This window comes from Hydrogenophaga intermedia (assembly GCF_023715105.1).
Lineage (GTDB): Bacteria > Pseudomonadota > Gammaproteobacteria > Burkholderiales > Burkholderiaceae_C > Hydrogenophaga > Hydrogenophaga intermedia_A.
On the sequence record NZ_JAMBNO010000029.1, the window covers coordinates 20,410 to 37,011 of the forward strand.

The 16,602-nt window shown below is 68.6% G+C and carries 37 protein-coding genes; 11 read left to right on the forward strand and 26 right to left on the reverse strand.

Annotated elements, in window-relative coordinates; genetic code table 11:
• Positions 1-7 precede the first annotated feature (7 nt).
• The 8 genes from M3149_RS20015 to M3149_RS20050 are packed head-to-tail and all read left to right on the forward strand — an operon-like array spanning position 8 to position 3,494.
• The gene (locus M3149_RS20015) at positions 8-331 is read left to right on the forward strand and encodes a hypothetical protein (protein WP_251711212.1); all 324 of its coding nucleotides are present in this window, start codon (positions 8-10) and stop codon (positions 329-331) included.
• Complete coding sequence (locus M3149_RS20020) at positions 328-792, forward strand: hypothetical protein (RefSeq protein ID WP_251711213.1); 465 nt, start codon at positions 328-330, stop codon at positions 790-792. The genes M3149_RS20015 and M3149_RS20020 overlap by 4 nt, the downstream gene beginning before the upstream one ends.
• Positions 793-800: 8 nt before the next feature.
• The gene (locus M3149_RS20025; protein ID WP_251711214.1) at positions 801-1,577 is read left to right on the forward strand and encodes a hypothetical protein; all 777 of its coding nucleotides are present in this window, start codon (positions 801-803) and stop codon (positions 1,575-1,577) included.
• Positions 1,574-2,314, forward strand: coding sequence for a glycoside hydrolase family 24 protein (locus tag M3149_RS23210; protein WP_251711215.1), 741 nt, complete (start codon positions 1,574-1,576; stop codon positions 2,312-2,314). Before M3149_RS20025 ends, M3149_RS23210 begins: the two co-directional genes overlap by 4 nt.
• A complete protein-coding gene (locus tag M3149_RS20035) occupies positions 2,311-2,787 on the forward strand; it encodes a hypothetical protein (RefSeq protein WP_251711216.1) in 477 nt (158 codons plus the stop codon). Before M3149_RS23210 ends, M3149_RS20035 begins: the two co-directional genes overlap by 4 nt.
• Before the next feature lie 8 nt (positions 2,788-2,795).
• Positions 2,796-3,173 carry a hypothetical protein gene (locus M3149_RS20040; RefSeq protein WP_251711217.1) on the forward strand — a complete coding sequence of 126 codons (378 nt, stop codon included), beginning with the start codon at positions 2,796-2,798 and terminating at the stop codon, positions 3,171-3,173.
• Positions 3,160-3,312, forward strand: coding sequence for a hypothetical protein (locus M3149_RS20045; protein ID WP_251711218.1), 153 nt, complete (start codon positions 3,160-3,162; stop codon positions 3,310-3,312). Before M3149_RS20040 ends, M3149_RS20045 begins: the two co-directional genes overlap by 14 nt.
• Positions 3,309-3,494: a hypothetical protein gene (locus tag M3149_RS20050; protein WP_251711219.1), complete on the forward strand. Its 186-nt coding sequence runs from the start codon at positions 3,309-3,311 to the stop codon at positions 3,492-3,494. The genes M3149_RS20045 and M3149_RS20050 overlap by 4 nt, the downstream gene beginning before the upstream one ends.
• 643 nt (positions 3,495-4,137) lie before the next feature.
• Here the strand turns inward: M3149_RS20050 and M3149_RS20055 are convergent.
• From M3149_RS20055 to M3149_RS20180, 26 genes are all read right to left on the reverse strand, one after another.
• On the reverse strand, positions 4,138-4,374 hold the full coding sequence (locus M3149_RS20055) for a hypothetical protein (protein WP_251711220.1): 237 nt from the start codon (positions 4,372-4,374) through the stop codon (positions 4,138-4,140).
• A 136-nt stretch (positions 4,375-4,510) separates the two neighbouring features.
• Positions 4,511-4,669: a hypothetical protein gene (locus M3149_RS20060; RefSeq protein WP_251711221.1), complete on the reverse strand. Its 159-nt coding sequence runs from the start codon at positions 4,667-4,669 to the stop codon at positions 4,511-4,513.
• Positions 4,666-4,833 (reverse strand): hypothetical protein, encoded by a 168-nt coding sequence (locus M3149_RS20065; protein WP_251711222.1) that lies wholly within the window; start codon positions 4,831-4,833, stop codon positions 4,666-4,668. Before M3149_RS20065 ends, M3149_RS20060 begins: the two co-directional genes overlap by 4 nt.
• A 2-nt stretch (positions 4,834-4,835) precedes the next feature.
• Positions 4,836-5,198, reverse strand: a complete 363-nt coding sequence (locus tag M3149_RS20070; protein WP_251711223.1) for a hypothetical protein — start codon at positions 5,196-5,198, stop codon at positions 4,836-4,838.
• A 2-nt stretch (positions 5,199-5,200) separates the two neighbouring features.
• Positions 5,201-5,692: a hypothetical protein gene (locus M3149_RS20075; protein ID WP_251711224.1), complete on the reverse strand. Its 492-nt coding sequence runs from the start codon at positions 5,690-5,692 to the stop codon at positions 5,201-5,203.
• 3 nt (positions 5,693-5,695) lie between these two features.
• On the reverse strand, positions 5,696-5,917 hold the full coding sequence (locus M3149_RS20080; RefSeq protein ID WP_251711225.1) for a hypothetical protein: 222 nt from the start codon (positions 5,915-5,917) through the stop codon (positions 5,696-5,698).
• A gap of 8 nt (positions 5,918-5,925) precedes the next feature.
• Positions 5,926-6,324 carry a hypothetical protein gene (locus M3149_RS20085; protein WP_251711226.1) on the reverse strand — a complete coding sequence of 133 codons (399 nt, stop codon included), beginning with the start codon at positions 6,322-6,324 and terminating at the stop codon, positions 5,926-5,928.
• Position 6,325: 1 nt separating this feature from the next.
• On the reverse strand, positions 6,326-7,066 hold the full coding sequence (locus M3149_RS20090; protein ID WP_251711227.1) for a glycoside hydrolase family 24 protein: 741 nt from the start codon (positions 7,064-7,066) through the stop codon (positions 6,326-6,328).
• Between the two features lie 3 nt (positions 7,067-7,069).
• On the reverse strand, positions 7,070-7,768 hold the full coding sequence (locus tag M3149_RS20095) for a hypothetical protein (protein ID WP_251711228.1): 699 nt from the start codon (positions 7,766-7,768) through the stop codon (positions 7,070-7,072).
• Positions 7,765-8,106, reverse strand: coding sequence for a hypothetical protein (locus M3149_RS20100; protein ID WP_251711229.1), 342 nt, complete (start codon positions 8,104-8,106; stop codon positions 7,765-7,767). The genes M3149_RS20095 and M3149_RS20100 overlap by 4 nt, the downstream gene beginning before the upstream one ends.
• On the reverse strand, positions 8,106-8,489 hold the full coding sequence (locus M3149_RS20105) for a hypothetical protein (protein WP_251711230.1): 384 nt from the start codon (positions 8,487-8,489) through the stop codon (positions 8,106-8,108). The genes M3149_RS20100 and M3149_RS20105 overlap by 1 nt, the downstream gene beginning before the upstream one ends.
• On the reverse strand, positions 8,486-8,707 hold the full coding sequence (locus M3149_RS20110) for a hypothetical protein (protein WP_251711231.1): 222 nt from the start codon (positions 8,705-8,707) through the stop codon (positions 8,486-8,488). The genes M3149_RS20105 and M3149_RS20110 overlap by 4 nt, the downstream gene beginning before the upstream one ends.
• 2 nt (positions 8,708-8,709) lie before the next feature.
• Positions 8,710-8,982: a hypothetical protein gene (locus M3149_RS20115; RefSeq protein ID WP_251711232.1), complete on the reverse strand. Its 273-nt coding sequence runs from the start codon at positions 8,980-8,982 to the stop codon at positions 8,710-8,712.
• Positions 8,983-8,992: 10 nt separating this feature from the next.
• A complete protein-coding gene (locus M3149_RS20120; RefSeq protein WP_251711233.1) occupies positions 8,993-9,829 on the reverse strand; it encodes a major capsid protein P2 in 837 nt (278 codons plus the stop codon).
• A gap of 16 nt (positions 9,830-9,845) precedes the next feature.
• A complete protein-coding gene (locus M3149_RS20125; protein WP_251711234.1) occupies positions 9,846-10,001 on the reverse strand; it encodes a hypothetical protein in 156 nt (51 codons plus the stop codon).
• 88 nt (positions 10,002-10,089) lie between these two features.
• Positions 10,090-10,758 (reverse strand): hypothetical protein, encoded by a 669-nt coding sequence (locus M3149_RS20130; RefSeq protein WP_251711235.1) that lies wholly within the window; start codon positions 10,756-10,758, stop codon positions 10,090-10,092.
• The gene (locus M3149_RS20135; RefSeq protein ID WP_251711236.1) at positions 10,755-11,237 is read right to left on the reverse strand and encodes a hypothetical protein; all 483 of its coding nucleotides are present in this window, start codon (positions 11,235-11,237) and stop codon (positions 10,755-10,757) included. The genes M3149_RS20130 and M3149_RS20135 overlap by 4 nt, the downstream gene beginning before the upstream one ends.
• Positions 11,234-11,542: a hypothetical protein gene (locus tag M3149_RS20140; protein WP_251711237.1), complete on the reverse strand. Its 309-nt coding sequence runs from the start codon at positions 11,540-11,542 to the stop codon at positions 11,234-11,236. Before M3149_RS20140 ends, M3149_RS20135 begins: the two co-directional genes overlap by 4 nt.
• Before the next feature lie 11 nt (positions 11,543-11,553).
• A complete protein-coding gene (locus tag M3149_RS20145; RefSeq protein WP_251711238.1) occupies positions 11,554-11,733 on the reverse strand; it encodes a hypothetical protein in 180 nt (59 codons plus the stop codon).
• Positions 11,734-11,743: 10 nt separating this feature from the next.
• A complete protein-coding gene (locus M3149_RS20150) occupies positions 11,744-13,603 on the reverse strand; it encodes a replication endonuclease (RefSeq protein WP_251711239.1) in 1,860 nt (619 codons plus the stop codon).
• Positions 13,600-13,758 (reverse strand): hypothetical protein, encoded by a 159-nt coding sequence (locus tag M3149_RS20155; RefSeq protein WP_251711240.1) that lies wholly within the window; start codon positions 13,756-13,758, stop codon positions 13,600-13,602. The genes M3149_RS20150 and M3149_RS20155 overlap by 4 nt, the downstream gene beginning before the upstream one ends.
• 52 nt (positions 13,759-13,810) lie before the next feature.
• Positions 13,811-13,969, reverse strand: a complete 159-nt coding sequence (locus tag M3149_RS20160; RefSeq protein ID WP_251711241.1) for a hypothetical protein — start codon at positions 13,967-13,969, stop codon at positions 13,811-13,813.
• A complete protein-coding gene (locus M3149_RS20165) occupies positions 13,966-14,187 on the reverse strand; it encodes a hypothetical protein (RefSeq protein WP_251711242.1) in 222 nt (73 codons plus the stop codon). The genes M3149_RS20160 and M3149_RS20165 overlap by 4 nt, the downstream gene beginning before the upstream one ends.
• Positions 14,184-14,408: a hypothetical protein gene (locus M3149_RS20170; protein WP_251711243.1), complete on the reverse strand. Its 225-nt coding sequence runs from the start codon at positions 14,406-14,408 to the stop codon at positions 14,184-14,186. The genes M3149_RS20165 and M3149_RS20170 overlap by 4 nt, the downstream gene beginning before the upstream one ends.
• Positions 14,405-14,644 carry a hypothetical protein gene (locus M3149_RS20175; protein WP_251711244.1) on the reverse strand — a complete coding sequence of 80 codons (240 nt, stop codon included), beginning with the start codon at positions 14,642-14,644 and terminating at the stop codon, positions 14,405-14,407. The genes M3149_RS20170 and M3149_RS20175 overlap by 4 nt, the downstream gene beginning before the upstream one ends.
• Positions 14,641-14,973 (reverse strand): hypothetical protein, encoded by a 333-nt coding sequence (locus M3149_RS20180; RefSeq protein WP_251711245.1) that lies wholly within the window; start codon positions 14,971-14,973, stop codon positions 14,641-14,643. The genes M3149_RS20175 and M3149_RS20180 overlap by 4 nt, the downstream gene beginning before the upstream one ends.
• Before the next feature lie 214 nt (positions 14,974-15,187).
• Here M3149_RS20180 and M3149_RS20185 point away from each other — a divergent pair, with 214 nt between their 5' ends.
• The 3 genes from M3149_RS20185 to M3149_RS20195 all read left to right on the forward strand — a co-directional run bounded on the left by M3149_RS20185 (position 15,188) and on the right by M3149_RS20195 (position 16,434).
• Positions 15,188-15,556 carry a hypothetical protein gene (locus M3149_RS20185; RefSeq protein WP_251711246.1) on the forward strand — a complete coding sequence of 123 codons (369 nt, stop codon included), beginning with the start codon at positions 15,188-15,190 and terminating at the stop codon, positions 15,554-15,556.
• 91 nt (positions 15,557-15,647) lie between these two features.
• Positions 15,648-16,112 carry a type III secretion system chaperone gene (locus tag M3149_RS20190; protein WP_251711247.1) on the forward strand — a complete coding sequence of 155 codons (465 nt, stop codon included), beginning with the start codon at positions 15,648-15,650 and terminating at the stop codon, positions 16,110-16,112.
• Positions 16,113-16,152: 40 nt separating this feature from the next.
• The gene (locus tag M3149_RS20195) at positions 16,153-16,434 is read left to right on the forward strand and encodes a hypothetical protein (RefSeq protein WP_251711248.1); all 282 of its coding nucleotides are present in this window, start codon (positions 16,153-16,155) and stop codon (positions 16,432-16,434) included.
• The last annotated feature ends 168 nt before the right edge of the window (positions 16,435-16,602 follow it).

Genomic DNA, 16,602 nt, shown 5'->3' on the forward strand with positions numbered 1-16,602 from the left:
GCCCATCATGCACCTGGAGCCCAGCGGCCAGGCCAGCGCCGACCAGGTGGCTGGCGCCGGCATGCCGCTGCAGCTCGATGTCGAAGGCGGGCGCCTGGTGCTGGTGCTAGATCGCCGCGGCGCCTGCGGCCGTCAGCTGTGGATCGAGGCCGCGGTGGGGCAGGGCAGCGCCGACCTCACCGCCGCCGGCCTGCGCTTCGTTGAAGAGACCGGCCGTCATGCCGGCTGCCAGGAAGTCGCCTTCCAGACCTCGCGCCGCGGCCTGGTGCGCCGGGCCGAGCGCCTGGGCTACCAGGTGCACGGCTTCATTCTGCGAAAGGCCATCACGTGAACCTGCTACGTGAGAAACAGCGATGCCTGCCGATGGGCGCAGCCGCCTACCTGGGCAGCAAGTCCAGCTCGGCCAGCACGAACACCACCACCACCACGACGAGCGACAACCGCAACGTCACCGAGTCGGGCGTGGCCATCTCGGGCAGCTCGGGCTCGATCAACGTCAACAGCCCCGACGCGGTGAAGGCCGTGGCGCAGATGGGCACCGATGCGCTCAAGACCGTGGGCGGCTCGGTGGTCGAGCTCAACCAGGCATCGCTCGACGCGAACCTGACCGCGTGGGACAAGACCATCACGGCCGGCGCTGCGCTGGTGGACAAGATCATCGACAAGAGCAGCAGCATCGCCACCGACGCGATCACCACCTACCAGCCCAACGAAAACCGCCGCGAAGAGACCTACCAGATGGTGGGCCTCGCCGCCGCCGCGGCGTTCGCGGCTTACGCCATCTTCAAGTGACCACCACCATGCTGCAGAACTTCATCGAGCTGCTGACCATCCCCTTTGGTGCTGGCGAGTCGCGCCTTCTGCACGTTAGCGGCCAGTACTTCGAGCTGATCGACGCCACCAACCCGGTGGACGTGCTGCTGATCGACAAGACCGGCGCGCAGCGCGGCATCATGCGCGGCGCTGAGGCGAGCTTTCACCTCAAGAACACCGACTTCTCGACCATCCAGATCACCAGCGCCACGGCGCAGACCATCCGGATCGGCTACGGCAGCGGCGAGGCCGGCACGCGGCGCGCGGCCGGCGCTGTGTCGATCGTGGGCACCGTGCCGGTGTCGGGCCCGCTCACCGATGCGCAGCTGCGTGCTACAGCGGTGCCGGTGTCGGGCCCTCTCACCGATGCGCAGCTGCGCGCCAGCCCTGTGGTGGTGCGAGCAGTTGAAGCCGCTGCTCAACATTGGAACAACGGCGGACTGATGGGCGCTAACTCACCACTGACAGTGTTCACTGCGGCAGCGAACGTCAACGGGGCAATCCTGTGGAGTGCTGGGGCGTCTGACGGTGTAGCGGGCGTGTTCGTTCAGACTTTTGTGGCAAAGGCAACAGCCCCGGCCACCGCTGGCGATGGTGAAATCATCGCGCAGAGCCTGCCAACTGCCGGCGTTTCAACGACCTTGTATCAAAGTATCGACCTGCAGCAGCCGCGTCGAATCGCAGCCGGCCTGGGCCTGTATTTCATCTCATCTGTGGCTGGCTCGGCGGGTTTTTTCCGCCACGCTCGCTTTACCCTGCTGTGACCAATGCGCAGCGCGCCTTCATCTTCCTCGCGCTGCTCGGCGCCGGCGCCGTCGCCTACGCGGCGCCCCGGCGCGCTGGTGCTGCAGCGGGCGGTGCTGCCGATGCCGACGCGGTACCTCAGGCCGGCGGGGGCACCTGGTGGAACCTCATCCCCGCCCCCCCGCAGCCCTTCACCTGGATCGGCGCCGGCGTGATGGCCAGCGAGACCCGTGACATGGAGGCCATCGAAGTGACCAGCATCGACCCGCAACGCAACGTCGCCGCCTTCCTGCAGGCCATCCGCCAGGCCGAGGGCACCGCCAACCAGGCAGACCCCTATCGGGTGTGCTTCGGCTACCGCCACACGATCATGAGCCTGCGCGAACACCCGGCCATCACGGGCGAGTGGAAGGGCGAGCGCCTCACTGACGAGCAGTGCCGCGGCGCCGGCTTCGGCCCCGGGTGCGTGAGCACCGCCGCCGGCGCGTATCAGATCATCCGCCCCACGTGGGAGCGGCTGCGCGATCGCCTGGGCCTGCGCGACTTCGGTCCTGCAGCGCAGGACGCCGCGGCCGTCGAGCTGCTGCGCGAGACTGGCGCGCTCGCGCGCATCGAGCAGGGCGACCTGCAGGGCGCGATCGCGGCCGCGCGGCGCACCTGGGCGAGCCTGCCAGGTGCAGGCTACGCGGGGCAGGGCATGCGCAGCCTGCAGTACATCCAGACGGCCTACCTCAACGCCGGCGGGGCCCTGGCATGAAGCTGAGCACCGACGCCAAGCTGATCGCCGCCGTGGCCCTGGCCGGCGTGGGCGTGCTGTGGTGGGTCACCCAGCGCGTGGCCAACAGCGGCGGGATCGCTGGGCTCGCTGAGAGCGCCGCGGCCGGCGCGATCCGCGCGGCTGGTGACGCGGCCGTGGGCACCGTCAAGGGCATCGGCCAGGCCGTGGGCATCCCCGACACCAACCGCACCGCGTGCGAAGCCGACATTGCGGCCGGCCGCTGGTGGGACGCCTCGTTTTCATGCCCCGCCGGCACCTACATCAACACCGCCGGCGGCGCCGTGTTCGGCTCCACCTCGCTGTGGGGCGCCGACACCGAAGAGGTGCGCCGCATCGAGGCCGCGAAGGCGCGCGCCGACTTCGCTCTGACCGACCCCCGCCGCGTCGACCTGGACCCCTTCGGAGGCATGGCCCCCGAAGAGTGGCGCATGTACAGCGGCTACACCTGGTGACCGATGCCATGGAACCCCTCACCGCCCTTACCGCCCTCCTGCCTGTGGGCATTGAAGCCGCGAAATACGCTGTGCAGCGGTGGCTGGCACCCGAGACCGTCAAGCCCGGCACCTTCGCCGACCTGCTGCAGCTGCGCCAGCTCGAGCTCGAGCAGTTCAAGCTGCTGCAGGGCGGCAGCGAGGCCAGCTTCCCCTGGGTGGCCGCCGTGCGCCAGCTGCAGCGCCCCGCCTTCGCCGCGGTGGTGCTCGGTGTGTGGGGCTACCAGGCAGGCTTTACGCCCGAAGTGACCGAGACCGTCGCCAACATGGCCAGCGCCGTGGGCTTCTACCTGTTCGGCGATCGCACCCTGTTTCACCTGAAAGGCCCCGCCCGTGTCGCTGGCTGAGCTGCTGCCCTTCCTCAACGTGCTGCTGATCCCCGTTCTGGCCTACGTCATGCGTATCGAGAACCGAGTGACGCGCCTGGAAGCGCTGCGCGAGGCCGACAGCGAGCGCCGCCGGCGCCACCCGGAGACCCTCACATGAGCAACGTGCTGCCCAGCGGCCAGGAAGTGCTACGCGAGAGCCTGGTGCTCATCGGCGGGGCCATCCTGGCCGCGCTGATCCTCTCGCAACTGCCCGAGCTGCGCGCCTGGATCGCCAACAACACGCGCGGCACCGGCACCACCACGGCCGGCGGCTGCAACTGCGACCAGCTCCACGGCTGAGGCGGCCCGCGCGATCGGGCGCGGCGCCGGGGCTCTCTGACAACCTGCACCCCTGCCCAGGGGATCGAAGAGGGGGGCATTGGCCGCATCCCCCGCGGCCGTGTCCAGCTCGGCCACCAGGCGGGCCACCGTGGCCCTGAGCTGGGCGTTTTCGGCCTGCAGGGCGCCGATCAGGCCGCGCTGCACGCTGTCTCGGTTGAAGATCTCGGCATCGAGCACGGACTGCCCCCAGCGGGTTTCCCAGAAGAGCGCCAGGTGCACCGCGCGCGGTGCCTGGTCGGCCACCTGGTAGCGTTGAAGAGTTCGGGGATTGACCCCCAGGTGTCGCGCGACAGTTCGCGCGCACCTGGTGGGAATGTCATCGAGCAAAAGCGAGAGCGGGGGCAGCTGGCCAGGCGCACGGAACATGGGTTTCCCTGTGTTGTTGTGGGCCGGCCAATTTGCCGATGACCTGGCCGCGCGTGGTGCGAAGAAACACACGCAGACGGCGACGCAGATAACTAAACATAATATACATCGTGGAAACCCAAGCGGCGGCGCAAGCCGGTCCCCTCAAGCTGGTGCAGCGGGCTGTCGATAGCCTGAGAAAACCCCACGGGAGAGCCGCATGCTGAAACCGCCCAAGGTCGGCGGCGTGGAGCACCTACGCCTGTTCGTTCACGAGGTCGGCGCCGAGCGCGCCTGTCAGGTGCTGGACGTGCACCCGACCACCATGCGCCGCTGGCTGCGCGGGGCCGTGCCGGTGCCACGGGCGCCGGTGCATGCCCTGTACTGGCTCACGAGCTGGGGTTTCGCCGATGCGTGCGCCGAAGCGCACTGGAGCCACCAATGGCTGGTGGCTCAGGTCGATGAGCTGCGGCGGCAGCTCACCATGGCGCATTCAGCCCTTCTTGCGCGCCTTGACGATGCGCCCGCCCTTGGCGTAGCGGTACCCCTTCTTGAGGCGCCCCTTGCCCTTGGTGGCGGTGGATTTGCGAACGGTGCGACGGCGAGTGGCCATGATGGTCTCCAGTGGGTCAGAACGGCCGCGGGGCATCGCCCCACTGCCTGGCGATCCAGGCCCGCAGGCCCGGCAGTTGCGACATGACCAGCGCCGCCACGATGGCGCCGCCGATCACGATCAAGGCCTCGCGGCCAATCTCGGTGGGCTTGGGGATGATGGCCGCCGCTTTCACTGCCGGCGCCCCTGCATCGCGTCGATGCGGTCATTGGCCTTTTCAGCCAGGCGCGCGGCGTTGCTGGCCTTCTCGTGCAGCGTGGCCAGGTCGGCGCGCACGCCCGCATACAGGCCGGCCGCCATGCATGCGCCGACGATGATCTGACGAACCCACTCCTGCATGCTCACTTCGCCCTGCCCTTGACGTAGAAAAGGGTGCGGTCCCCGAACAGGTAGAAGCCCACCGCGCTGGCCATGTTCACCACGTCCTGCGCCGGCTCGCCCTGGCTCGCCTGCCACGCCCACACGGCCAGCACGCCGGCCGAGAACACCGGGCGCTGAAGCTCGCGCACCGCGGCGACCCAGCGGTAAGACTCGCCCCCGCCCTGCATCGCCTTGAACTGCTCCAGGTCGATGCGTCGCAGCTCCAGCAGCTGGCCGAAGTCCACCGGCTTGACTTGCTCAGGGGCCAGCCATCGCTGAATCGCGGCCTTGCCGGCTTCGATACCCAGCGGCAGCAGCGCGGCCAGTGCGGTAATGGGTTCCATGCTCAGTACCCCACTTGTCTGTCAATGCGGCGCGCGTCGATGCCGCCGTAGCCGATGCCCACATCGGGCGGTGGTGGCTCGGGGTTGAACAGCTCATACAGCCACACGCCGAGCGAGAAGTCGCGCTGTCCGGTGATCGCCCCGCCCACCGCGTTGACGCCGCGATAGGCCAGGTTCTCGGGGTTGGCCGGGTTGACGGCAGTCCCCAGGCTGGCCAGCACCGCGTTTCGGCGCGCCTGCGCCTGTTCGAAGGTGTCGCGCGTCCAGTTTTCCGCGGCCCAGAAGCCATCCGACGCCGCTTCGGCGGCGCCGCCCACGGCATCACCCACGGCGCCGGCCGCGCTCGATACCCAGCCGCCCACGTCGGGCAAGTCGGGGATGGCGCCGCTGATGGCCTGGCTGGTGCGCCGCACGGCCCACACGCCCACGCCGATGACCGCCACGCCGATGGCGAGCTTGATCAACAGGTCAGCGGAGACAGGCGCGACTTTCATGTGTCAGGTGCCGTTGTCGGTGGCGGCGGCCGGTGCCGGCGCGGCCACGGGTGCCGGTGCCGGTGCGGCGGTGGCGCCGCCGAACACCGAGTCGAACAGGCCGTCGAAGCTCAGGCCAGCGCCAGGCGTTGCGGCGCCCTCGCCTGCGTTGCTCGCCTGGCTGCGGCGCCACGCGGCGAAGGCGAGCACGCCCGCTATGCCCAGGATGGCCAAGGGGATCAGCATCGAGCGCTTCACGACTTCCACGCCCCCACCAGGCTGTAAATCGAATCCTGCGCGCTGGTGTTGCCGCCAGGGTTGTAGGCCACGCCGTCACTGGACAGGGGCACGCCCCAGCCGTTGGCCATGCCCGTGCCCCAGCCGGTGGCCAGGCTGTACGGGTCGTTGCCCTTGGCGCGCTCGCCGAAGAAGTCGAACGCCTTGCCCAGCAGGCCCGCGGCGAGCTGGTATTTCAGGGCATCGGTCTCGGCCCTGCTGCCTTGCAGGGCCTGCTGGTTTTGTGCCGGCGTCGGGTAGATCGGCGCGGGCGCCGCGCCCTGGCCACGCATGCGCGAGAACGCCCAGAACGCGGCGATGCCCACGCCGGCCAGCAGCAACAGGTTCATGGGGTTGGGGGACGATGCAGCAGCCATGTCATGCCTCAGTGGTGCCCCCGGCCGCCTGGTAAGCGGACACGAGGGATGCGAGCTTGCGCTCGGGTTGGTCGTAGCCGGCGCCCGGCAGGCTCGCCCAGGTGGGCGCCACCTTCTCCACGGCGATGGCGAAGCGGCCGGCGCGCACGTCGTTCAACGCGCCGCGCTGGCGGATCAGCTCCACGGCCGCGGCGTCCTGGCTGGCCGGGCCGAAGTCGGGCAGGTTCAGCTTGCGTTTCAGCTCCAGCCAGGTGCCCCGGATGATCTGGTACGCGCCCGCCGCGGTGGACTTGCAGCCCGGCCCGAAGCCGGCGCCGCGGCAGTAGCTGTCTGGCAGCGCCTTGCCGCCCCACTCGCCCGTGACGGCCGGGTGATCGACCAGGTTGCGGATGGTGTGGCTGTAGCCGTAGCACACGCGGTAGGGGTCGCCCTGCCCCGCGGTGCCCTCGGCGTAGCGGATCATGGCCAGGAACGCGGCCACGTTGCGCGCGGCCTGGTCATCGCTCACCGCGGGCGGAATGTAGGTGCGAGGGTCAACGCTCACGGCCGCCGACTCCACAAGGTTGGGCAGTTGGTCGCGTTCCTGCTCGCTGTCGCGGCCCACGTCCAGCCACGACAGATCGGGCACGCTGATGCCGGCCCATGGCTCGGCCTGGCCAGGCTGCTGCGCGGCCTGCGCGCGGCGCGTGGCCAGCAACGCGGCCGCGGCCACGGTGGCGATGACAGCGAGGGTCCAGCGCATGCATCACAGCAGGGTGTAGCGGCAGTTGCGCAGGTATCCCGCGGTGCCGTTGAAACCGGAGATGAAGAAGAAGCCCAGGCCGGCCTCGATGCGCACGGGGTTCTCGCGGCGAATGGACAGGTTTGCCGTGCCGCCGTTGTTCGCCGTGGTGAAGGTCTGTGCGATCACTTCGCCGTCGCTGATGTTGGCCGGTGCGGTGGCCTTGGCGATGAACACCTGATTGCCCGCGGTGGCCACCACGTCGGAGGCTTCCATGTGGTGGATGATGGCCCCGTTGACGTTGGCCGCCGCGTTGAAGATGGTGATGGGCGTGTTGACGGCCACCGTGCTGGTGTCGCGCCAGTTGCCGGTGGGCAGCTGGTCGGCACGCACCAGCACGGGCGAAGCGCGCAGCTGCGCATCGGTCAGCGCGCCGCTGATGATGACCACCGAGCCCGAGAAGGTCTGATTGACGAACTCGGCCGGCGTCATCAGCAGCTTGACGGTGTTCGGCGCGCCGCTTTCATCGAACAGCTCAAGGCGCTGGAACGGAACGGCCTTTAGGCCCTGCCCTGCCACCAGGCCCTTGAAGGTGCCGAAGGTGTCGCCGCGCACCGTCAGCGGCCCGGTGCTTTCCTGAATGATGAAGTTGTCATTCGTGGCCGGAATCTGCACCGAGCCGTTGGCCGGGATGGTGTACGTGTACTGCTGTAGCTGTTTCATCGCTTGGCTACTTGAATGGCGACCAGGCCAGCCATGGCGATGGCGCCGATGGTGATCCAGTCGGTGAGCACGCCGCGGCCCTTGGCTTCCTGGTAGGCGTCGGCTACCTGGCCCTGGCTCGCTTTCACGAAATCGAGCGCCTGCGCGCCCACGGTTTGCGAGAAGTCGAAGGCCCGATTGATCGCGCCGTTGTCGAGAACGGAAACCTGCGCGCCGTTCTGCGCCAGGATGCCGCCGCCGCTGTTGACGTTGGACCCCTCGGCCGAGACCCCGCCCTCGCCGATCACTCGGCGGTTGTCGGTCTGGTTCGTGGCCTGGCTGCTTTTGCTGCTGCTCATCAGTGCCCCAGCTTCTTGGTGACGATGGCGCCCGTGGTGACCCAGCCCACACGCTGCGCGCCGCGCACCAGGCCCGGCAGCTGCGTGGACATGGCCAGCACATCGGCGTTCAACATGGTGGCCACGCGCATCAGCCCGCGATCGATGGCCGCGAATTGAAAGAGCGGCGCCTCGCTCACCATGCCGACCACTTCCGCGCGCACGCCGTGGGTGCAAAGCACCGGGCGCACCGCGGCCAGGGCCGACTGCGCGCCGGCATCGAGCTGGAACACGTAGGCGCCATGGAGCTGTTCGCCGTGGGTCTCCAGCGCCCCCCAGGGGTTGCGCGCGGCGATGGGCGCGAAGCGCTCCAGCAGCTCGGGCGACCACTCGCGCGGGGTCACTTTCGGCTCAACAGCCATACGGCCCCCAGCAATGCAACGCCCACGCCCAGCAGCAGGTACGGGTTCGACTGGCCTTGAAAGGCCACGCCCGAGCCGCCGAGGTTGACCGTCCAGGCGCCGCCGCCCGGCCCCACGATGGTGGCGCCGTTGCCGGCTGCGCTGGTCGCGCCCGAACTGAGCCCGAGCGACTGGAGCGCGGGCAGGAAACCCGGGCCCATGATCAGCCCCGCTTGAGCAAGGCCCAGCCCACGGCCAGGCCGACCACCAGCAGCACCACGCCGGGGATGGCGGTTTGAACCTGCGCCTGGCTGGCCGGTTGGCCCTCCACCGCGTAGCCCGCGCCGCCATACACCTGGTAAGCGCCCGGGGTGTTCACCGCCAGGCCGTCGGTCTCGGCGAAGGATTGATCGACGCCGAAGTACGAGCCCACCTGCTGGATGAACATCCGCTTGGTGCGCTCGCGCTCCAGGGCGATGCGTTCTGCGTCGGTCATGGTGGCCCGATCAGTAGCTCGCCAGGGGGATCAGCTCCTCGGTCTCGATGGTGACGGTTTCACCGGCCGAGAACGTCGCGTAGAACTGCGCCGAGCCCACGACGCCTTTGCGGGTGTCCCAGGTGTTGCCCATCAGGGTGCCGGTCTGCACCGGGTCGAACACGACCAGGCCGGTCTGCGGCACCTTGAAGTTGTCTTTCTGCGCGGCCTCGTTCTGCGCCTTGGTCAGCTCGTGCTCGGTGATGCCGTCGCGCACCGTCTTGATGGCTGTGCAGTTGGCTGAGTACAGGCAGATGCGGGTGTAGTTCGAACCACCGCCCGCGGGGTCCAGGTGCGGCACCGGCAGCGCGAATTCGCCCGCCGCGCCCACCACGTAGGTGGCGGCGTGCTTGCGCTTGATCAGGAAGCGGATACCCGACTCGCTGGGATCGTTCGTGGGCGGCGACACGTCTGCGAAGCCGGCCAGCGTGGGGTTCGTGGCGCCCGCGATGGTGATTTCCAGCCGCAGTTGCGTGATGCCCGAGGCCGCCGACAGGTCGATGGCGCCGGCCTGGCGCGCGTTGACGGTGACGGCGCGCCGGTCCATGAAGTCGAGCTTCAGGATCGTGGCATCCGTGGCGCCGCCGTTGTACAGGTTCACGATGTCCAGGCGCGAGCCCGAGGTCTCCCAGATCACCTTGCCGTTGGCCTTCAGCTGGATGGCCGTGATCATCGCCTTGGTGAAGGTGCCGCCCATGACGAGGGTCAGCTTTTCCAGGACGGTGCCCAGCAGCTTGTTCAGGTCGTTGATGGCCACGCCGCTGTTGGCGACGTTCTGGAATGCGTCCAGCCGAATTTGCTTGTTCATGGGTCGAGCCTCCGGATCAGAGGCCGTTTTTCACGACCGGCAGCTGCTTGGCGATGGCCACGCCGATGACGCCATAGGCCGCGGCCTTGACCATCGGGTTGGGCACGAACTTCGCCACTGCGAAGGCGATGCCCGCGGCGATGGCGGCGGGCATGAGCTTGGACACGTCCATGTCAGGGTTCCTTGAGGGTTGATCGGAGACAGGCCGATCACATCCCCCAAGGCCCGAACGTCAAAACCGCGTGCCTAAGGAACAGTGCCTAAGGCGTTGGCTTCTGCGCCGAACTGCGGTCAACTTTTTTTCTGAACGTGAGCACGCCGCGCAACGGTTCAGCCTGGCCGGCGCGCCGTTCGATCCAGTGCAGGTCCGGCAGGCGCATCAGCTCGCGGTGGTCCACGTTCAACAGGTCGGCCAGCGTTCGCGCGTCGGTGGCCTGCGCCACGCGGCCGGTGTGCAGCACGTCCAGGTTGTTCATAAAGGACTTGTCGCACTCGCTCGGGCGCTGGCCAAGCCCGAAGATCACGAGCGAGCGCTCCACGCCATCAGCGCCGCGGTACAGGCGCCCGACGTTGACGCACTGGCGCCAGGCGGCCGGCGCGCGGTTGGCTTTGGTGACCTCGGGCAGCTCATCGACCACCATGCACAGGTTTCCCACCAAGAAGCACGCGCGACAGAACAGGTCGAACTGCGCCGCCACGTCGGCGCCGTGGTCTGGCATGTAGCGCAGCGTGAAGCGCTTGCCGCGCATCGCACGCACGCACGCCCCCAGGTCGGTGAAGCCCTCGCCCAGCGTGGCCATGGTCGGGTCATGCTTGTGATCCCACACCACCAGGCGCGGCGGCCTGGCGGTGGCGAGCTGTTGCATGGTCCAGGCGTTCTTACCCGTGCCGCGGGCGCCGAACACGCCCACCATCAACGCCTTGGTCATGTGCCAATCGGCGGCAGCGGTGCCGGTGCCGGTGTGGCCTTGGCTTCGCGCTCGCGTTTCTCGGCCAGGTCGATGGCATCCATGATGCCCATTACCAGCGGCATGGTGCCCACCAGCGCGACGGCCAGCTCGGGGTTCTTGGCGGCCTGCTTCATGAGCCCGGCCGCGTTTTTCTTCAGGAACGGCACCCAGGCTTTGGCCGGCTCGGTCAGCTTCGCGTCGGGGAGCGTTTCCTCCACCTCGGGCAGCTGCCTGGCCAGCGCGCGGCGGCCGAGCTTCAGCAGCATGAGCATGATGCCGGTGGCGGCCTGCTCCAGCTGGCGCAGGCCCTCGGCCTCCTGCTCGGCCTCCTGCTGCGCGGCGACGTCGGCATCGGTGACGCCCTGCCCCAGCGGCGGCGCCGCGGCCAGGTTGTCCGCCTCGGTGGCCAGGCCCTCCAGCGGGTCGCGTGGTGTGGTGTTGTCGGTGGTGGTGGTCATCGCAGGTTCGCCAGGTCGAACACCGAGCGCGCGGCGCGGGCTGGTGTGGGTTGCGGTTCGGGTTCGGGTGCCGGGTCGGCCTTGGGCTTGGCGGCCGGCGCGGATGCCGGCGCTTCGTCTGGCTCATCGAGCTTCACCAGCTTTTCCATGGACCGGCGCCACGGGGTGCCCACCTTGCCGAAGGTGGGCATTTGGCACTTGTGGCACTTGGCCTGCCAGGTGCCCGCGTCCGTGCGCTCTACAGCCACATCGGTGCAACTGCACGCCGGGTTGAGGCACTTCATTTCACCGATGCGCTGTCCCATCGCTGCCTCCCTCAGTTGCTCAGCTTTTCCAGGTCGGCCGGCGCGAAGGCAAGCGCTTCGTCGTCGCCGTCGAGCCGCACTTCCACCATGCCGGCCGTTTCACCAGCGCCGAAGCCCACCACACAGCCCGCGCGCCCGTGCGCCTCCAGGCCCTCGTTCTTCACCTTGACGGCATCGCTCACCTTGAACATCGCTCACTCCTCAGTTGATCGCCGGGGGACCGCCCGGCAGCGGTGCGGGTGCCGCCCGAGGCCGGAATCGGCCCAGCTTGCCCCGCGAAAACCTGACCACATCGCGCACGCCCTGCCCCGTGTCCGCGGTCAGGTGCGTACAGTTATTGACACGAGTCCAAGGCCGCCCGGCTTCGCCGGCCGGCAGGGAAACCCCCGCGCCGACGACAGTCCAGGCGCACCGCTCGGACTCCAGCACCGCAGCCGCTGGCCTGGCCACGACAGGCGCACGCGCGCCCAGCATGGCCACCATGTGGGCCGGTCGGTGCCAGTTGCGCCCCGCGGCCTGCACGCCGATCACGTCGGCCGTGCGGACCTCGCCATATCGGCCCACTTCGCCGGTCTCCTGGCGCATCAATCGGATGGCCAGGCGCACGCGCGGCACGCACGGCCCGCCCTGCGCGCGCACGTAGGCCGCCCAGCCCTGCGCCCACTTCGCATCGGGGTCGGTGTCTCGCACGTTGACCGCGGTCAGGCTTTCCGCCAGCTCGGCCGGCAACAGGTCCGCGGGCAGCTCCTCGGTGTTGATGCGGCGCAGCTCGCGCCACACCGTCACAGGTGGCCCGCCGAGCTGCTGGAACTGCCGAATGCGCCAGGTGCTGGCCCATGCATCGACACGGCGCGAGGTCTCGACCATGGGCGCGCCGAACAGATCCTCGCTCACGCCGTGGCCATCGATGTTTTTGCTGATGTACTTGGCCAGGTAGCTGGCCGCGCTGCCCTTGCTGCGGTCGATCTGCTCGACCTTGACGCGGTGCGCCTGCGCGCCTGGCTCACCAGGCGCCACCAGATCGAGGAAATAGCGACGGAAACCCGCCGTCACGGTCTCCAGCTGGCCAGGCGCGTGGAACAGCAGAAAGTGCCAGTGCGGGCATCCATCGTGGTGGGGCTCGGCCACGCGGAAGCCGTACAGCTCCACGCCGCGGCGCGCCAGCCAGGCGCGCGCCTTGGCCCACTGGCCCGACAGGTGCAACTGCGCCAGGTCTGGCGTGGTCTGGCCGTCGTATCGCGGGTTTGGCACCACGCCGCGCCCGCGGTCGGTCCACTTGTGCATGTAGCTCGGGCACGTCACCGTAATGAACGTGGCCGCGTGGCCAAGGTCCACCGCGATGGCGTCAAAGCCGCTGATGCGGGTCATCAGCTCGGCGCGGCGCACCGCCTTGTTCGCCGTGGACTTGGCCGCCAGCTCGGACAGCTTCATTCGCTGGCCGTATTCGTTCTCCAGCTCGGTGCGCTCCAGGCTGGCCGCGTTGCGCGCCACCTGTTGCCGGCGCCTGGCATTGCTCAGGTCGGACACGTAGCACTGGCGCGCCTTGTTCACCAGCCCGAGGCCGATGCTGCAGCGCTCCACCGTGCGGGCGAACAGCTTGCGAAGGGTGCGCCGCCACCAGGTTTCGCACTGCACCCGCGCCAGCGCGCCCTCGGGCGCCACCTTGGGCGCGTGGCCTGGCCAGAAGTCGGCCATCCCGTGCCGCTCCATGTTGTCCAGCGCCCATTCCAGCGCGCGCAGCCGCGGCCATTCGGCCCACTGGCGCATGGCGCCCGCGATGCCCTGCGCGTAGTGCCTGGCGAACACCCGCGCGCGCTGGCGGATGGTTTCATCATTGGCATCAGGCCGCAGCCCGGCGCGCTGGCTGTCCCCCAGCTCGCGCACCGCATGCAACACCGCCAGGTTGGCCCGCTGGCGCATCGGCTCCGCGCTTGACCACTTGCCGCGCCACTCACGGCGCAGCGTGTCCTGCCAGGCAGTCGGCAGCGTGGCCATGATGCGGTCGACCCACTCCGCATCGGTCAGCCAGTTCAGGGCACGGCCCGGTCGCAGCTCGGTCATGTGAGAGTGGCCCAGCCTGTGCGCGCGTTGTAGCTCATGCCCCGGAAGTCGGCCCCCGGCTTCGCGCGCGCCTTGCGCCACGCCTGCAGCTTGGTAAGCCCCTTGCCGAGGAACACGCGCCGCGACTTCACCGCCGCCCCCGCAGCAGAAGCCACAGCGTCACCAGCCACGTCACGGCGCCGATGGCCGTCAGTTGCACGGCCTCGCTCATCGCATCCCCGCGCGCTTGGCGAACTCCGCGCGCAGCTCGCGCAGACGTTCACGGATGGCAGGCGGGCACGGTGCCGGCGCGCTGCGCGCCTGGCCGCTCGGCCGGTAGGTGGTGGGGATCAGCACCCCCACGGGTGACAGTCGCCAGGCGGTCATGCCTTGGGCCTCCGGTGCTCGCCGGCCGCCAGCCTGGCCAGGCGCGGAATTCGCTCTCCGCAGTAATCACAGAAATCGGGCGCGGCCTCAAACAGCCACATGCCGCGCTGCCTGGCCCTCTCGCACTCGCCGTCAAACTTCGCCGACAGCTCCGGCAGCGACATGTCGTCCAGGATTTCTAAGGTGGTCGACCCACCCACTGTGTAGATGGTGATCATGCCGCCCTCGCCTGTTCCTGCGCCACGCGCAACTGACGCGCCTGCTCTATTTCCTCCCCGAGCTGTTCAGCGGCGAACAGCAGCGCGCCCACGAAGTCAGGCGAGAACACACGGGACGCGACCGGCGCGCCGAACAGCAGCGCGGTGCCCTTGATGGCTTCGCCCTCGCGCTCCAGCCGCACCGCCTCGGTGGCCGACAGCTTGATGGTGTGCGTGGTCATGGCTTGAGCCCTCCAGGTAGGCACAGCTCCGCACACTGGCCCTCGGAGTAGGTGCAGGTGGGGAAGTGTTCGCAGCGCACCGGCAGCGGCGCCGCGTTGATGCGCTGCGCGCTGGCGGTGCCCTCGGAAACGGGCTGCGGCTCGGCCCGCTGGTGGGGGCAGTAGTCCGGCGAGCATGCCGTCGCCGGGAATGCCCGGACGTAGGCCGCGGCCAGGTGCTTGGTGCGGGTGCTCATGCCGGCACCCCGGTGGCCTTGGTGATTACGTCGCGCCAGCGCTTCATTTCCGGCGAGTGGTCGCGGTACACATCCCAATGGTCCGGGCCATGGAAAGCCTCAACGGCCTGCATCGCCTCCCGCAGCGCATCCAGCAACTCAGGAGCGGCGGCCATCAGCCGAGCGTTGGCGCGGCTTTCCTCGGTCTGATCCTCAGCGTAATAGGCGCCCGTGACCCAGGCCGACCCGATCGGGATCGGATCACCAAACACTGCCGGGAGCACTGGCGGCCCCACAACTATGCCGTCAATGTCAACGGCCCAGGGGCCGGGCGTGTGCTTCGATTTCATGGGTGGCACTCCATGGTTGTTGCCGTCGCCAGCACCCCGAAGGGACCGCCCCCGGTGTGGGGTGGAGTGCCAACGCCGGCCCGACAAGGAATCGGGGGCGGCGGGCGAAATGTATGTCTACCCTCGTGACATGTCAACACTCATGACCTGTTGACGTTCGCGCCCCGTGAACTACGATGCCGCCTTAGAGACTTTCCCTAAGGAGTGCCAACCCATGAAAGCCGCCGAATGGATCGACCGAGTCAAAGCCGCCCACGGATGGGAGTCCGACTACAGGGTCGCTAAGGAACTCGGATTTCGCCCGAACACGATCAGCCAGTACCGAGCCCACGGCACCACGCTGGACGACGCCATTGCCATCAAGGTGGCCGCCGCCTTAGGCGAAGCTCCTGAGCTGGTGTTGATCGATCAGGCCGCAGAGCGAAGCAAAAGCGAGGCCGCACGCTCCGCACTGAGTGCCGCCCTGAGGCGCCTCGGTGGTGTGGCCGCGAGCATTCTGCTCGCCACCGGGATGGCCCCGAACGTCAGCAACGGCGCGGGCCCCGCCCATGCTGGCCAGGTGCAAACACCCTATACATCGTAAAATTCCAAATACGGGTGGCAGGAACCGGTGCCTGAAGCCAGGTTACCCACGCGATGTCTTCATCGCTTCGCCGCCCTGCGGCACGCAGCCCATGAATCCCGATGCCCTCGAAGATTGCCTGCAGGCGGCCGCCGAACAGTCGTCGGCCTGGGCCTTGATCAAGGAAACGGACCAGCAGGCCTGGGTGCTGGTGCTGTCCGACGAGTCGCTGGTCGACCTGGCTTGCGATGAATCCGGTGAACACCTGCTGTTGCGCGCCGAGCTCGGCTTGGTCCCCGATGTTGCCCAACGCAGCGCCATCAACGAGCTGGTGCTGCGTTGCACGGGTGTCATTCCCATGCCCGCCATATGCCTCGGCCCCGACCACCGGTACGAAACGCTCACCCGTTGGCCCATCGACCTCAGCGATGCGCGGGGGCTGGCCACGCTGTTCGAAGACATCACGGAACAGACCAGGATCTGGCGCGACGTCGTTGCCAAGCCGATGACCCATGAGGCAGCCCAGCCCGCCATGACCGCACCCGAGGCAACACCGGCCTACGGTGTGTTTGCATGACCCTTTCACCTCCCCAGCCACCCGCCTTCCAACTCACACCATGCGCCTGATGACCCCGATCTCACAACGCCCCGTCTTCAACACCCCGGGCCATCAAACCACTGCGACTGCGGGCGCCAAGCCTGCCATGGCACAGCACTTGCCACCCGGTTTTCAGCCCATCCATGTCAAGGGAAGCCTGCCGGGCTCGGTGTTGCAGCGTCTGGCCGAACGTTCACCGCGTTTGCAAGCAGATGAGCGACGCGGCGCAGCACAGGCGCTGATCGACGCGCACCTCGCCACCGGTGGTGGCATGTCGTCCCGCTCCGCGCGGCGCGTCTGAGCGCGGGCGAACCTGCAAGAAAAAAGCCCCGGCCGGGTTTTCCCTAGCCGTTCGACTAAGGAGTTGACGGTCTAGGCCTTCAGCCAGGTTGATTCAAAGCCCCGTCCTGCTCTTGCAGGGCGGGGCTTTCTTCTTTCTGGGGGACCACCTGGGCGCGGGGCTGGAAGT